Annotated in this window: 15 protein-coding genes; 9 read left to right on the plus strand and 6 right to left on the minus strand. The window is 37.9% G+C overall.

What is annotated here, in order from left to right; translation table 11 throughout:
* Positions 1-6: 6 nt before the first annotated feature.
* The 3 genes from ABOO_RS02580 (at position 7) to ABOO_RS02590 (ending at position 3511) form a co-directional block, all read left to right on the plus strand.
* On the plus strand, positions 7-690 hold the full coding sequence (locus ABOO_RS02580) for an anaerobic ribonucleoside-triphosphate reductase activating protein (RefSeq protein WP_008082578.1): 684 nt from the start codon (positions 7-9) through the stop codon (positions 688-690).
* 165 nt (positions 691-855) lie between these two features.
* Positions 856-1938, plus strand: a complete 1083-nt coding sequence (locus ABOO_RS02585; RefSeq protein WP_012997157.1) for a type I restriction endonuclease — start codon at positions 856-858, stop codon at positions 1936-1938.
* Positions 1939-1981: 43 nt separating this feature from the next.
* Complete coding sequence (locus tag ABOO_RS02590; protein ID WP_008082287.1) at positions 1982-3511, plus strand: MFS transporter; 1530 nt, start codon at positions 1982-1984, stop codon at positions 3509-3511.
* On the opposite strand, the gene ABOO_RS02595 is transcribed toward ABOO_RS02590, so the two are convergent.
* Positions 3508-4608: a hypothetical protein gene (locus ABOO_RS02595; protein ID WP_008082124.1), complete on the minus strand. Its 1101-nt coding sequence runs from the start codon at positions 4606-4608 to the stop codon at positions 3508-3510. The two genes, ABOO_RS02590 and ABOO_RS02595, sit on opposite strands and share 4 nt — an antisense overlap.
* Before the next feature lie 56 nt (positions 4609-4664).
* Between ABOO_RS02595 and ABOO_RS08080 the strand changes: the two genes are divergently transcribed.
* Genes ABOO_RS08080 through ABOO_RS02610 form a run of 3 tightly spaced genes read left to right on the plus strand, consistent with a single transcriptional unit; the run spans position 4665 to position 6513 of the window.
* Positions 4665-5030: a potassium channel family protein gene (locus tag ABOO_RS08080; protein WP_012997160.1), complete on the plus strand. Its 366-nt coding sequence runs from the start codon at positions 4665-4667 to the stop codon at positions 5028-5030.
* A gap of 38 nt (positions 5031-5068) precedes the next feature.
* Positions 5069-5851 carry a glycosyltransferase gene (locus tag ABOO_RS02605; RefSeq protein ID WP_008082556.1) on the plus strand — a complete coding sequence of 261 codons (783 nt, stop codon included), beginning with the start codon at positions 5069-5071 and terminating at the stop codon, positions 5849-5851.
* Positions 5848-6513: a glycosyltransferase family 2 protein gene (locus tag ABOO_RS02610; protein WP_008081932.1), complete on the plus strand. Its 666-nt coding sequence runs from the start codon at positions 5848-5850 to the stop codon at positions 6511-6513. Before ABOO_RS02605 ends, ABOO_RS02610 begins: the two co-directional genes overlap by 4 nt.
* Position 6514: 1 nt before the next feature.
* Here ABOO_RS02610 and ABOO_RS02615 read toward each other — a convergent pair whose 3' ends face one another.
* The 3 genes from ABOO_RS02615 to thyX all read right to left on the minus strand — a co-directional run bounded on the left by ABOO_RS02615 (position 6515) and on the right by thyX (position 8844).
* On the minus strand, positions 6515-7243 hold the full coding sequence (locus ABOO_RS02615; RefSeq protein ID WP_012997161.1) for a DNA polymerase sliding clamp: 729 nt from the start codon (positions 7241-7243) through the stop codon (positions 6515-6517).
* A gap of 67 nt (positions 7244-7310) precedes the next feature.
* Complete coding sequence (locus ABOO_RS02620; RefSeq protein WP_008082129.1) at positions 7311-8147, minus strand: Mrp/NBP35 family ATP-binding protein; 837 nt, start codon at positions 8145-8147, stop codon at positions 7311-7313.
* Between the two features lie 43 nt (positions 8148-8190).
* Positions 8191-8844 carry an FAD-dependent thymidylate synthase gene (thyX, locus tag ABOO_RS02625; protein ID WP_008082183.1) on the minus strand — a complete coding sequence of 218 codons (654 nt, stop codon included), beginning with the start codon at positions 8842-8844 and terminating at the stop codon, positions 8191-8193.
* 271 nt (positions 8845-9115) lie between these two features.
* Here thyX and ABOO_RS02630 point away from each other — a divergent pair, with 271 nt between their 5' ends.
* Together ABOO_RS02630 and ABOO_RS02635 are read left to right on the plus strand one after the other, a co-directional pair.
* Positions 9116-9943, plus strand: a complete 828-nt coding sequence (locus tag ABOO_RS02630) for a hypothetical protein (RefSeq protein WP_008082113.1) — start codon at positions 9116-9118, stop codon at positions 9941-9943.
* A gap of 31 nt (positions 9944-9974) precedes the next feature.
* A complete protein-coding gene (locus ABOO_RS02635; protein ID WP_012997163.1) occupies positions 9975-10586 on the plus strand; it encodes a phospholipase D-like domain-containing protein in 612 nt (203 codons plus the stop codon).
* Here the strand turns inward: ABOO_RS02635 and ABOO_RS02640 are convergent, their stop codons facing one another.
* Both ABOO_RS02640 and ABOO_RS02645 read right to left on the minus strand, forming a co-directional pair.
* The gene (locus ABOO_RS02640) at positions 10587-12068 is read right to left on the minus strand and encodes a DUF2139 domain-containing protein (protein ID WP_008081942.1); all 1482 of its coding nucleotides are present in this window, start codon (positions 12066-12068) and stop codon (positions 10587-10589) included.
* A gap of 8 nt (positions 12069-12076) precedes the next feature.
* Positions 12077-13324 carry a C69 family dipeptidase gene (locus tag ABOO_RS02645; RefSeq protein ID WP_008082106.1) on the minus strand — a complete coding sequence of 416 codons (1248 nt, stop codon included), beginning with the start codon at positions 13322-13324 and terminating at the stop codon, positions 12077-12079.
* 74 nt (positions 13325-13398) lie between these two features.
* Between ABOO_RS02645 and ABOO_RS02650 the strand changes: the two genes are divergently transcribed.
* Complete coding sequence (locus ABOO_RS02650) at positions 13399-14199, plus strand: ROK family protein (protein ID WP_008082172.1); 801 nt, start codon at positions 13399-13401, stop codon at positions 14197-14199.
* Positions 14200-14228: the final 29 nt, after the last annotated feature.

Here is a 14228-nt window from a genome sequence, read left to right on the forward strand (position 1 = left end):
ATATTTATGCTCATTGCTGGCTACATCCCTGAATCTTTCGTTGACTGGAGAGGAAAAATGGTAGCTACGGTGTTCACCTACGGTTGTAATTTCCGATGTCCATTTTGCCACAATTATACACTTGTCACAGAGCCACCTACCGCACTCTTAAGTGAGGATAATGTGATAGAGGAAATAAAAGGGCTTAAGGGATGGATTGATGGGATATGCATTACGGGAGGGGAGCCCACGATTCATAAAGATTTGAAAGATTTTGTAAAAAAATTAAGTGAGATAGCGCCTGTTAAATTAGATACTAATGGTACAGAGCCATCTACTCTTATAGAGGTTATTCCTTACATTTCCTATGTGGCGATGGATATAAAAGCCCCAAAATATAGATATAATGAATTTGCAGGGGTTTCAGTAAATATGGAAAAAATAGAAGAGAGTATTGATATAATAAAAAAATATTCGAGAGATTACGAGTTTAGAACTACTGCTGTACCCTTACTCAATGAGGAAGATTTTGAAGAAATTGCCCTCTGGCTATCTGGTGCAAAAAGGTATGTTATTCAACAATTTTCCTCACAAGGAGGAACATTAAATAAGGAATTTGAGAATTTAAGTCCCCATGAGCCTCAAAAACTCCATCAGATATGTGAGAGAATTAAGGATAATTTTGATGAATGTTTGATTGCCAATTTATAGAGAATTTATTATCTCCAGAATATACTCTAGATGAATTGAATAATCTTTGGTATGGACAAAGGATTTGTAGTTTATTTATTCAGTAATGTGGGAAAGTTTTTATGAAGATTATACATATATGAATTAAATATAAACCAACAAATTTGCAATGATGGAGTGAAAGGTATGAATGAAAAATTACTGATGTTGATAAAAGAGCTGCAAAGCAGTAGAAAACTTGAGACTTATGGAGAAGAGGCGACTAAGCAGGCGGTAGTACTTCCTATCCTATCGGCTCTAGGATGGAATCCTTTTAATCCCGAAGAGGTGTATCCTGAGTATTCTGTTAAAGGAAGGAGAGTTGACTATGCATTGAGACATAAGGGCAACAACAAGGTATTTATTGAAGTGAAAAAGGTAAATGAGGATTTAGAAAAGCATCAAGAACAATTGTTAGATTACTCGTTTAGAGAAGGAGTTAAGTTGGCAATTTTGACAAACGGAATAAGCTGGTGGTTCTATTTGCCTCTAAGAGAGGGGAGCTGGGAGCAAAGGAAATTTTACACGATAGAGATATACGAGCAAGATACTGAAAGTATCGTAGAGAACTTTGAGAAATTTTTGTCAAAAGATAATGTTATTTCGGGCAGGGCAATAGAATATGCAGAAAGCGTGTACAAGAGCAAACAGAAGGAGAGATTAATTGCAGACACACTTCCCAAAGCATGGGAAAAGATAATTACGGAACCAGATGAGCAACTCGTAGAACTCTTGGCTGATACTACTGAGAAATTGTGTGGATATCGGCCAGATAGCGAAGCGGTGGAGAGGTTTTTACAAAATGAACTTAAAATCATATCGAGCAGGGAAACACATACTCCAAATATAAGGAGTCTACCTTCTCAAAAGAAACAAAACCATCAAAAAATATACAAACCTACCGGATATGTTGGTAAATCAATCACTGCATTTGCTTTAGATGGGGTGAGATATCCCGTAAAATCATGGAAGGATATGCTAATAAAAGTTTGTAATTTGATGCATCTTAAATATCCCAACGACTTCGATAAAGTTCTTACTCTTGTGGGCAGAAAAAGACCTTATTTTTCTAAAAACCCTAATGAATTAAGGTCTCCAGAGAGAATTGATGATACACAAATTTATGCAGAGACAAATCTTAGTGCCAACGCAATAGTGGGAATAACAAAAAAAGTACTTGCACTATTTGGTTATTCAGACAATGCATTAAAAATAGAAACCAGAAAATGAAAATCTGAAAATTTATTTATACCCCGCCCCTCTTATGAAATCTATGACCGAGAAAGAGAGGGGGAAGTGGGGAGTTCTCTATATGATGAGCTTTGCCATGTTCATTATGACCATAGATATGACTATGATGAATGTTTCAATTTCCGCCCTTGTTAGAGATTTGAATACCACGGTGAGTGGTATACAGTTAGCCATAGCACTTTATACATTAGTTATGGCAGCGTTTATGATCGTAGGTGCTAAGATGGCGGATATCTGGGGTACGAAGAAGGTTTTTGTGGTTGGGTTGGCCATTTACACTATAGGTACTACTATGGCCACATTTGCTCCAAATTTGCTTATTCTTCTCATGGGGTGGTCAATCTTTGAAGGGATTGGTGGGGCAATGATGATGCCAGTTACGGTTACTTATATAACGAAGGATTATACCGGGAAAGATAGGATATTTGCATTTGGCGTATGGGGTGCTATTGCGGGAGCAGCAGCCGCCTTTGGTCCTATTATTGGGGGTGTTTTTACCACCTATTTAACTTGGCGTCTTGGATTTGGAATGGAGGCGATTATTGCCATTGGAATGTTTGCAAAAATGGGAATATTGAAAGATTATCAGCCTACTCATAAAATAAAGTTGGATATTCTTGGAGCGCTGCTCGTGGGGGTGGGCCTATTTTTGATCACTTTATCTGTGCTCTTAATAGACCCGTTTGGAGATGCTCCAGTTATAGGCGTACTGTCTCTAGGGATTCTAGTAATAGCAGGATTTGTGTACCATGAGAAAAATGTAGTGCGTAAAGGATTAGATCCCCTTGTAAATTTAAAACTCTTCAAATCTAAAACTTTTGTTGTAGGAAATTTAGTGAGTATATTCTTTCAGATAACCCTTGCAGGCCTGATGTTCACATTGCCTGTATTCCTTCAAAATGTTGCCAATTACAATGCTATGAGCACTGGATTATCTCTTGTTCCCCTATCCATAATGATGTTTATATTTTCCATATATGGTCAAAAACTGCTAAAGTATATGACAGCCAAGAGGGTAATACAGCTTGGAATCGTCTTTGCCTTTGTAGGCTTGTTTCTTCTTTTCATTGTTTTCTCTCCAACTACAACTGGCTGGGATTTAATATGGGGTCTAGCATTCTATGGAACTGGCTTGGGATTGATATTCTCGCAGATAACTAACCTAGCCATGGCTGGGGCTAGTCCAGAGGAGGAAGCTGAAGCTTCGGGAGTGTTTAATTCACAGAAACAACTTGGAATGAGCCTAGGTACTGCCTTTATAGGTGCAGTTCTTGTGCTTGGCATGATCAACAATATTGCGAGAGGTATATACGAGTCCAATTATTTTCCCGGATACAGCAAGGAAGAAATAAAGCAGAAGGTTATTGATTGGATAGTGCATATGAAACAGGGTCAAATAGTTATTCCACCTGATTATATGCAGCATGTAAATCAAATTGTTCAATGGGCACTTGGTAATGCAATGCGCTCTGCAATGATATTTCTTATGATTTCACTGGCTATTGGTGCAATATTCTCAATATGGCTTCCTAATAACCCTGAGAAATCTTAGTTTTCCATTATTCTATTTTTTAAATCCTCAAACAATACTCCTATGACAATCTCAGTTAATTTTAGCAATCTATATGCATCTTTTACATATTTTGTTCCTGGTTTGTTATGTGCATATTTTGAGCGAGTGTCTGCAATGGTATCTATCATCTTATCTATCAACCTCCTCCCTTCTTCCAAATACTTAACCTCCCTGTCTATTAGGCCTTCCCACTTTCTTCCTATGTTTGCCTCCTTCTTGTAAAAATTCCATAGCGCATTTAAAGAGGCTATAGTTTTTATTCCAGCCCATTCATATAGTTTTATTGATTTTTCATCGTTTCCAAATTTTTTCTTTATGTTCTCATTCCACTTTTCTCTGTAGTTGTCTATGGAAGGTATAAGATGCGCTTTAAAAGCCCTCTCAAGGGTATTGTAAACTGAGAGAATAACCTTATCGTAATTTCCTTCACGATATAGTAGATTCGCTTTAATTATCATAAGAGAAATATCCCAGGGAACTAGAGAGGTGAATGTTATTTTGGGGAGTTCAAGGGCATCGAGGCCTTGGGGAGTTATGGTGATATTCAATTTCATTTTTTCGTTGGATATATGTATGTATTCAAGAATTGCGAGCTTAGCGAGGCTTATTATTGCCTCATCCATAGAAAATGGTGAATCGAAAATTTGCTGTTTGAGTATAGGTATGAATCCACCAGAATCCCATATCATTTTCAGAATTTCAATATCTCTGCTATTAATTCCGAATTCAGAACTTTCTTCATTTATTATATCAATATCATCGTTTATGGCGTATTTTTGCAAATCTTTTTCTTTATTCTTTACTTCATTTATAAATTTTATTGCACCTCTACGAATAGATAATAATGAAAACGAAATTAGAATTGAAGCGATTGATAGAAATATCAATGGATATACCCAGCTTTGCCATTGGAAGATAAGGTTAGGTCTGTACGCTATTAGTAATCCGTAAAGAAAAATTCCAGCAGAGCCAAGGAATAAAAAACCAACACCGAGTATGCCTACGGGTGATAGTATTGCAAGACGGAGTATTTTACCATAGGGATTTTCCATAGAGTTGATAATGAGCGTAAGCATTTATATTTTCCGAGAAAGTTTTTAAATATACCATTTATCATGCATCATGAGGTGTGGTGCATTTGCCCGATAATCTTGGAAAGAAAGGAGAGTACCCAGAAATAGGATTCAAAGCATTCTTTGGCATATTTATTAAGGTTATTTATGTGGTCAGAAAAATAGTTATCACCCTGTTTATATTTATAATTGTTATGGGAATTCTCCTTGCTTTTTTAGAGGGCTTAAGTATTTGGAATGGTATATATTTTGCCTTCGTAACAGCGCTGACTCTTGGATACGGGGATATAGTTCCCCATACGGGAATTGGTAAGTTTATATGCGCAATAGTGCTTCCTATAACCGGCATGCTTCTGACAGGCATAATGGTGGCAGCGGCAATAGCTGCTATAAATCGCGGTTTGGAGGAAGAGATGAAAAAATAAGAGCGAAATTTATTAAATATGGAAAGAGATTTGGGATAGTGTTCATAAGCATTGTAATAACAGTGAGAAACGAGGAGAGGCATATAGCAAATTTACTTGATTCGCTTGTAATTCAGGAGAAGCCCTTTGAAATAATAATTGTAGATGCTCATAGTCAGGATAAAACCAGAGAGATTGTTAGGAAATATATGGAAGATTATGATTTTATTCATCTGTACGAAAAAGGGGGATCAAGGGGTGTAGGAAGAAACTATGGTGTTGAAAAAGCATCTGGAGAGTACATAGCTTTCACAGATGGGGATGACATCGCAAATCCATTCTGGCTTTCTGAGATTCGCAAAAGTTTCAAAGATGGTGCGGATGTTGTTGCTGGAAGAACGATCTACATAGGTTATGGACCATGGGAAAAACTTGAGAGGGTTGAGTTGTTTTACAAAGGATGGGATGTCACTTACCCAAGTTGCAATCTTGCCTATAAAAAAGAATTGTTTCAGCGCATAGGAGGTTTTGATCCTTGGTTTGTAACAGCGGAGGATATTGATTTAAATATGAGGGCTGTGGATGCAGGTGCTAAAATTGTATATAATCCGAGGGCAATAATATATCATAGAACCCGTGATTCTTTATACTCTTTCGCTAAGCAAGCATTCTGGAATGGATATGGCAGGAAGCAATTAACCTTAAAACATGGAAAGATGTGGAATAGATACAAGCCGCAGAGAATGCTCAATCCGGCACAATTAAATTTTTATGGGCTTTTAAGATTATCCTTTGCTATGATGGGCTATCTCGCCTGCAAATTGTATGGTGATAAGAGATGAAGGTAAGTGTGATCATTCCAACGCTCAACGAGGAAGAGAGCATAGGCCATGTTCTTGATAAAATTCCAAGAGATCCAAAGTATGAGTGGGAGATAATGATAGTGGATGGAGATTCTAAGGATAAAACTAGGGAGATAGCGGAAAATAAAGGAGCAAGGGTTATAATTGAAAAGCGTAAAGGGTATGGAAGAGCATATAAAACTGGATTTGCCGCTGCTACAGGGGATATTATTGTCACTTTGGACGGTGATGATACATATCCTGCAGAAAAAATACCCGCGCTTGTGGATTATCTGTTAAAAAATGATCTAGATTTCATCTCTTGCGAGAGGTTTTCAAAAATGCAAAAAGGGGCCATGAGTGCCACCCATAAATTTGGAAACTGGGTGCTTACTATAACAACTCGCATACTCTTTGGAGTTAAGATAAAGGACTCTCAGAGTGGGATGTGGGTTTTTAGGAAGGAGATTTTAAAGGACCTTAATTTGACATCCGATGGAATGCCTTTTAGTGAGGAAATAAAGATAGAGGCGTGGAGAAAATTTAAATGTGAGGAAGTGCCAATAGAGTATAGAGAGAGAAAGGGTGAAGTTAAATTAAATACATGGAGAGATGGATTAAAAAATCTCAAATTTTTATTTAAAAAGAGATTTAAAAGATGAGTTATTCTCCCTCAATTCTTGGAGCTAAGAGATATTCTGCTTTACCCTTTCCGCCGGTTATTTCAAATTCGAGCTTAATGGGATAATCAGTGCCCATATATATCGTTATATAATCTGCGGAATCCATTGCCTTCACGAGTTTTACTAGGTAATCCACTGGATACATGCTCTTTACTGGCTCCTCGCATGATAGTTCTTTAAGCATGTCACGGGGTATATTTAGACGAGCCTCATCCTCATCTCCTTGTGTGTACATTTCAAATTCTGTAGGCGTGATTCTGAGAGTAATATTATCAGATATACTCTCTGCCGCTTTAATCCCATGCTCAAATTCTTTGATAGGTATAACAACCTTTGCTGGAAGTACTAAGTTGGGTACCTTTGGCACGCTAAGAGCACTGGTATCAATTAAGGGCATACTTCTCGTTAGATTTCCTATTAGAAAAGTCAATTTATTTCCATCCTTTGAAATTTCCACGATATCTCCAGAGGAAGCTAGTTTAAGTATATCTCTTACTTTGTCCAAATCAACCCCGAGTTCTTCCTCCTCAGTCTCAAATTCAAGAAAAGCATCTCTGTCAACATTTATAACTATCATTGCCACATGCGCAGGGTCCACTGCCTTTACTCCAAGTCCATCGCCATTAACCTCAAATTTCGCCTCTGAAACCAGGGTTAAGAGAAGATTCGTAATTTCTTTTAAATCCTTTATGTCCATCTTCAGTCGCATATCAATCCCTGAGTATTGGTATTGTTTTTCACATTATAAATTTTTGGCTTAACAAAAAAGGGAGAAATTATTTCTCTCCCAGAACTTCAAGAAGTTTATCTACGGCATTTTCGAAGGCTTTAGCAGCCTCGGATTCTGGGTATTTCATCACAAAGGGCTCTCCAGTGTCCCCACATTTTACAATGCGAGCGTCCATCGGTATGCTACCTATAAATGGCACATTGTACTTTTCAGCAGCTTTCTTTCCTCCTCCTTGACCGAAAATCTCACCAGCCATGTTTTCCACAATTCCAACAACCTTCTTTTGTAGTTGTCTGGCGAAATTTATGGCCTTTGTTGCATCTAAAAGGGCGACTTCTTGAGGAGTAGCGACTATGAGCACACCATCCATATCCGGAATCAATTGGGACACACTGAGGGATTCATCTCCAGTTCCTGGAGGCATATCAATTATGAGAAAATCAAGTTTCCCCCAGTCAACCTCGTCCAGAAGTTGCTGTATTGCCTTATGCTTTAATGGACCACGCCATATAATCGGAGAGTCATCTTGTGGTAGAGCCATCTGTAGAGAGATAGCTTTTAAATTTGGAACGGGCTCAACTGGAATAATCAGACCTTCAGGGCTCACAGTGAGTTTAGCATCCTGCACACCAAGCATCTTGGGTACATTTGGGCCGTGAATATCAGCATCCAGAAGCCCAACCTTATAACCCTTTAAAGCTAGAGTAACTGCGAGATTTACAGCCACGGTGGTCTTACCCACACCTCCTTTACCGCTTAGTACCATAATTTTGTGCTTGATATTTTTCATCTTCTCTGCAATTCTCTTCTCTACCATTTTTGCCTCTAGTATTCTTTTCCTGGTCTCTTCACCTTTTTTCAAAGTTTCTTTATCAACTGGCATTTGAATCACCTTGCGGGAGCCATGAAATCCTCATATTTTATAATTACTGGTCAGTTTTGTCCTCTATATACTTATTGTACAGGTCCCCAAATAAAATCGGAGCTTTCTCGTAGGCTAATTTGAGCATCTCTTTAGCCATGGCCCTTATTTCCCACTGGGCACTTGGATCGCACCGGAGGGATATGAAATGTCTTAATTCCCTAGCATTCATTGTTATGATTATCTTCGTCTCTATTCCCTGGGGAAGAATGAATCTGGCATCTTCTTTTCTTATGCCTCCTTCTACCATTTTGCGATAAAGCTCTGCCGCTCTCTCTAAAATTTCCATAAATTCATCTTCAAATTCACTACCGTAAATTGCCTCTGGCACAATGAATTTTGGAGCTTTCAAATTTACATACCTTTGGCTCTGCTGTGTATAGCTTGCCAATCTATGTCTGACAAGCTGGTGAGAGCATACACGAGAGATTCCTTCAACACGGAAGGTGAAACAGGCATGCTCAAAAACACTTTCGTGCCCCAATCTTTTCAAGAGATTGACCAAATGCTCGACTCTTTTTTCATTTAATGTTCTGAACTCTGGAGCGTGGGATATGGCAGCGCTCTCCGCTATCAGTTTATCTACATTCCCCTCCCTTGGCACCGAGTAGGCAATAAGTTCAACATTGAGGCATTGGGAACCCCCGCAAGTTTTCATGGCGAGTAATTGTGTTTTGGATTTAATTGTTTTCCTACGAGGGGTGAGTGGGAGTCCCATAAAACATTAAAAAGGGAATAAAAATAGATGTTATAAGCAAGAACTTTAAGGATGAAAACCATTAGCGAGTTACTCAGGAAGAGACACCTACGGTTTCTTTCTCCACACTCTTCCATTTTTGAAGGTCTTGCTGAGGGACTTCTGCATATTTCTTTACCTCCTGAGGTCTATGCCCCCCATAAAGGAAAATTTAAATAATAAAATTGGATGAATGAATGTGCATGTGGAGGAAGAGAAGAAATTAATTGCTCTGCTTGTGGTTATCATTTTATCCTTAAGTTTGCTCTACATATATTCTTCAAATGTTAAGCCTGAGAAAGTAAATATTGGAGGCTTACCGAAGCACATTGGAGATTATGTGGAAGTTAAGGGCATAGTGAGCTATACTAGGAACATCACGAATGGTGTGTTGGTTTATATTTACGATGAAAATTTTGAGAATAAAACAACTCTATTTCTTCAATTTTCTGCAATTTTGCATCCCGGGGAGGTTGTGATTGCCAAGGGCCAGGTTGTCAATTACCGAGGTTCAGTGGAAGTTGTAGCGCATGATGAGAAGGATTTGCAAATCATTGCTAAATATTTGGAATTGAATCTTAGAGAAGTTCTTGAAGAGCCAGAAAATTTTGTAGGTATGCATATTAAGCTACGGGGAAATTTGAGTGCTATGAGGATGAGCAATTATTTTGAATTTACAGATGGATTCAATCTAATAAAGGTTTATGTGAAGAATGGCTATTTTGGGGAGAGAAATGTTTATATCAAGGGATATTACGAAAATGGAGTTTTCCATGCGGAAAACATAAGTTTGGAATATAATGGTACATGCGTGGCTTTGAATGAGCTTGCGAATTATGAGGGCAAACCTGTGTGGATTCATGGTAGCATACTCTCTTATTTTTACTATGGATATCTTAAGGATGGTGTTTACTCTTTAAAAATAGTGAGTGATAAAAAGCTATCATCAGGATACAAGGTTTTAGAGGGAGAGCTCATTTATAGCCCATACACTGCCCAATACGAGTTAAGAGTGGAATAAAGTTAAATAAATTGGCTTTATTCTCTCCTCTATGAATACCCGTGCAATTCTCGTTACAGCGGTTATACTTGCCTTCATTGCAGGTTTTATGTCCGCGGAGTTGATTGTTCAGCATGGTAATACTGGAAATAAGTACACAGTGGTGGAAGCATCAAATATTAAAGTCATTCCCATTGAAGATAGGGAGTACTATCCAGTGGTAATTGAGAAGATAAACAACGCCAATGTGAGTATTCATATAGTTATGTTCGAGATGAAATGGTACGGAAATCCAGATAAGGACACTCACAAAGTATCGGCGCTTGGCAGAGCTTTAGTGGCTGCCGAGAAAAGGGGTGTAGATGTAAAGATAATCCTGGATGATGGAAAGGGCTATGGATTTGAAAATCCTCAAATGGTTGAATGGGCTCAAAATTGGAAAGCATATTTTGAGAGCCATCATATTCAGGTAAAATTCGACTGGAGTAATCAAACTACTCATGATAAGTTGGTGATTATAGACCATAAAATAGTGATTGTTGGCTCTACCAATTGGAGCACCAGCGCTTTAGATTACAATCATGAGGCAGATGCAATAATAGAGAGCAAAGAAGTGGCACAACAGTACGAGAATTACTTTAACTCCCTATGGAATGTCTATTGATTACTCCAATACAATTCTTATCTTTCCAACAGCATCAATATTTTTGAGTGAAAAAGAAACGATCCCTGAGAATGCGGATAAATCTATTACATTCTTTCCTGGTAGAATTGGAAAGCTATCAGAGTGGGAGTAGGTTAAGGGTAAAGAGAGATCGTACTCATAAATGGTGAGTTTGTTACTCTTAGATGCGTAAATTATTAATTTTGGATTTCTGTAGCCATCCAGAGGAACTCCCCCAAAGTTGTAGTGCTCTGTTTTTTGCATTACCAGGGATATCAAAGCAAGGGGCATGGTGATACTCACAGGAGGTGGAGGGTTTTGCAAAGCATTTATATTTAAAATGCTGAAACCTCTATGACCAGTATCGTATGGCACGGCGTCTCCAGCGCCTAAGTTTGGAGAGGTACTTGTGCCGATGACTATTTTATCTCCAACGATCTCCATTGAAGTTATTCTTGCACCGAAAGCACCAACTATCTTCGCCATGGGTGGAGCTATGTATATTAAAAGAGTCGGAGCAACAATGGCATTTGTCAAGGTGTATTTTACTTTATCTTCCAAAGTTTTGACGCTATACAAAGCATCATGGTGTGCATTGTAAGCAATGAGCACACCTCCGTTTATGTACAATGTATTGGAGCGCATTGGAGATTGAAATGTAAAGAAATCAAACAGTCTGGCTGCCCGGAAGTTCTCTCCACTAAGGGGGTTTCCTATCAGTATCCCTCCTCTGGTAAATACAAAGAACCTATTGTAAATGCTTGCAACATCCCCTACAGAATTAACGAGTATATCTTCTCCGTCCATAGAGATTATGTTATTCACAGGAAACTCGGTCCATTTCTTCTCAATCAAATCAAAGCACATAACTTTTTGAATGCCTTTGCTAAAGCTATCGCCAGAGGTGAAAAAAGCAGAGTCATGTAGAATATCTCCTTTTAATGAGGGAGAATCAGTTAATTTTTTCTCATCTCCAGTGTCTCTATCAATAGCATAAACACCCAAATGCTCATCTCCATCCTGTCTTGCTATGAGCAACCTATCTTCATAGGGATCATAAATTATATCACTAACTTCTCCAGCCCATTTTGTGCTATGATGAATGGAATCTTTCCAAAGAAGCCTGAGAGAATCATCTTCTATGTTGTACTCGTGTACATGGGAGTACTTGTTTTTAAAGCTAATTTTACCACCTTTGTAAATTGCCGGTGCGTGGACCCAGCCACCAAAATAAAGAAAATCATCTACTGCTTCAACAGCATTATATGTATCTCCTCCTGAGGCAGGAGCTTTTCCAAGCATCCTGAAATTGTAAAGCTGCTCATCATAATCTTTTATAAAATGAGCCTCTGCATCAAATGCAACCGTATAGTATAGCATCTTTTTGTAGTACTTTAATCCGAATATCCCCCCACTCCCCCACTCTGGCCCGTATCTGGGCGGATATGAGTGCAGGTGTGATATTATTTTATCAACACTCATAGTATCCCTTAAATTGACATGCCAGCTTGCATATTAATCTTTTTCCAAATTCTTTTATATCTTGGTGTAGAATTTTCCTCACCAACGAGTTTTGTCCATTTTTCAATGAATTTTATTTCTAGATCAAAAGACTCTTTTGTAATTTTTCCGTCCTTAATTTTTGCCAGAGCAAGTATTTTATTTTGAATTTTGTCTCTCTCTTTCTTAAATTCTTCTATGTATTTTGAGTAGTTCATCTGAAGTTTTCTGTGTAAAAACTCACCCTTCCACCAAAAATTCTTGCCATATTTATTCGTTGGATTTTCATCTTTAAGCCAAAAAGGAGATACAAAAAAGAATGGTTTGAATATGCTAAGACATGGAATTGATTCTCCTGTGAACCAATGTGTGTTAGATTTTAAATCAGAAATTTGAGAATTAGCGGTTTGTGATGGTGTGAGGTTTCCTCCGTAATGCATACATACGCTTTTCATAGAAGAACGCAAAGGCTCAAAATTTCTGGTATGGTGACTTCTCAGTATTTTCATCATATAAGGAACATCAATTTCATTCTCACCTCTTTCTAGCATTTTATAAGTGAAGGCTCTTCTTTCTCTCCCATGCGCAAAATGAGTGTAGAATTTATCAGAAAAGTATTTTGCAAAGTTAAAATTGTTCCTTTTTGAGAGAGTCACTATAGAATCAGAAGCAAAATCCCAATCATCGCTTAATGTGAGAGCATTAGATATGCTGTAAAAATTCTCAATTTTCTTTGCAGCCCAATGCTTACCTGCAGTTTCTAGCACATATGCATCTTTTGGGTCTGCTATTATAAAAGAGTTGTGATAGAGAAATGTGTGCTTGTAACTTCCACTGCCTCCTTGCCCGTAGTTCTCTATAATTTCAATTATGAAATTTAATGCATCTTTAGCATATCTCTTTCTTTCAAGAGCTAATCTAATCATATCCATTCCGAGTATTCCTTTTTTCTCTTTTTTCTGATTTGTAAAAACAGCTGTATTTCCTATGGCTAATCCAAATTCGTTGGTACCCATTTCTGCACCCCACATCCACCAAGGTCTAGAAAGTACAACAGCATAAGTTTCTTTTACTTGTGGAAAGTTTGTATAAGTCATTTTTACGTAGTTTTCCTCATGCTTCTTCCTCGGGATATACTCAATTTTTTGAGCTTCGTTTGGTTCCCTATCGCTATTTTTTGCAAAGAGCATATTTCCATTTTTTGTGAATTTTGGAGTTGCAACTAAAATATCGCACATTGAAGAATATATGGCACTAGAGTTTTTATTTTTTGCCTTGCCAAATTAATTTATACTTCTTACGATTGTTATTTATGACTCTTGGGATTGATGTTGGGGGCACAAAAATTCTTGCAGCAAGAATTGAGAAAGGGAAAATTTGGGAGAAGTGGAAATTTAAAACAAAGAATGATGAAGTGATAAAAATTATTGAGGAAATAATTGAGAGGTCGGCAGAAAGAGTCGTGGGAATTGGCGTACCTTGCTACTTGAGGAATGGGGTATGCATTAATGCACCGAATATATCGGAATTTAATGGAAAGGATTTGAGACATTATTTTAAAAGAACCATAATCATGAACGATTGCACCGCCATGGCTTACGGGGAGTATGTTCTTAGAAATGAAAAATACAATTCTCTTCTTTTGGTATCTTTAGGTACGGGAGTGGGTGCGGGACTTGTTTTTAAAGGAGTTCCCTATATTGGTAAGGGAAGTGCCATGGAGCTTGGCCATATAAAGGGATTTTCCAATCGGCAATGTGCCTGTGGTAAAACAGGATGCTTTGAAACGGTAGTTGGAGGCAGGTATGTAGAAGTAGAGGAAAGGGCAAAAAGGGCGATGGAGGGGGATAAAGAAGCGATTGAATTTATGAAAGAATATGGGCGGGCAATAGCCAGAGGATTATCTTATGCCATTCAGTTATTGGATCCCGAAATTGTAGTTTTTGGAGGAGGTATATCAAACGCTTATGAACTATTTATTGAACCTGTGAAAGAAGAGTTATATGGGCTTTTAAGTTTTATAGATGTTGATGATATAATTTTTGAAAAGGCAAAGAGTGAAGATTCTGGAGCTTTTGGTGCTGCGCTTATAGCAGAGAGAAGATTGCTTTAAGTATCTTTTTATACTTCTTTGTGCATTCA

The sequence above is a fragment of the Aciduliprofundum boonei T469 genome (assembly GCF_000025665.1).
Classification (GTDB): Archaea; Thermoplasmatota; Thermoplasmata; order Thermoplasmatales; family Aciduliprofundaceae; genus Aciduliprofundum; species Aciduliprofundum boonei.

Bases quoted from the DNA above. Each gene is read 5' to 3' on its own strand.
- ABOO_RS02580 (WP_008082578.1), top strand. From the start codon at position 7: ATGCTCATTGCTGGCTACATCCCTGAATCTTTCGTTGACTGGAGAGGA.
- ABOO_RS02585 (WP_012997157.1), top strand. From the start codon at position 856: ATGAATGAAAAATTACTGATGTTGATAAAAGAGCTGCAAAGCAGTAGA.
- ABOO_RS02590 (WP_008082287.1), top strand. From the start codon at position 1,982: ATGACCGAGAAAGAGAGGGGGAAGTGGGGAGTTCTCTATATGATGAGC.
- ABOO_RS02595 (WP_008082124.1), bottom strand. From the start codon at position 4,608: ATGCTTACGCTCATTATCAACTCTATGGAAAATCCCTATGGTAAAATA.
- ABOO_RS02610 (WP_008081932.1), top strand. From the start codon at position 5,848: ATGAAGGTAAGTGTGATCATTCCAACGCTCAACGAGGAAGAGAGCATA.
- ABOO_RS02615 (WP_012997161.1), bottom strand. From the start codon at position 7,243: ATGCGACTGAAGATGGACATAAAGGATTTAAAAGAAATTACGAATCTT.
- ABOO_RS02620 (WP_008082129.1), bottom strand. From the start codon at position 8,147: ATGCCAGTTGATAAAGAAACTTTGAAAAAAGGTGAAGAGACCAGGAAA.
- thyX (WP_008082183.1), bottom strand. From the start codon at position 8,844: ATGAAAACTTGCGGGGGTTCCCAATGCCTCAATGTTGAACTTATTGCC.
- ABOO_RS02630 (WP_008082113.1), top strand. From the start codon at position 9,116: ATGAATGTGCATGTGGAGGAAGAGAAGAAATTAATTGCTCTGCTTGTG.
- ABOO_RS02635 (WP_012997163.1), top strand. From the start codon at position 9,975: ATGAATACCCGTGCAATTCTCGTTACAGCGGTTATACTTGCCTTCATT.
- ABOO_RS02640 (WP_008081942.1), bottom strand. From the start codon at position 12,068: ATGAGTGTTGATAAAATAATATCACACCTGCACTCATATCCGCCCAGA.
- ABOO_RS02645 (WP_008082106.1), bottom strand. From the start codon at position 13,324: ATGTGCGATATTTTAGTTGCAACTCCAAAATTCACAAAAAATGGAAAT.
- ABOO_RS02650 (WP_008082172.1), top strand. From the start codon at position 13,399: ATGACTCTTGGGATTGATGTTGGGGGCACAAAAATTCTTGCAGCAAGA.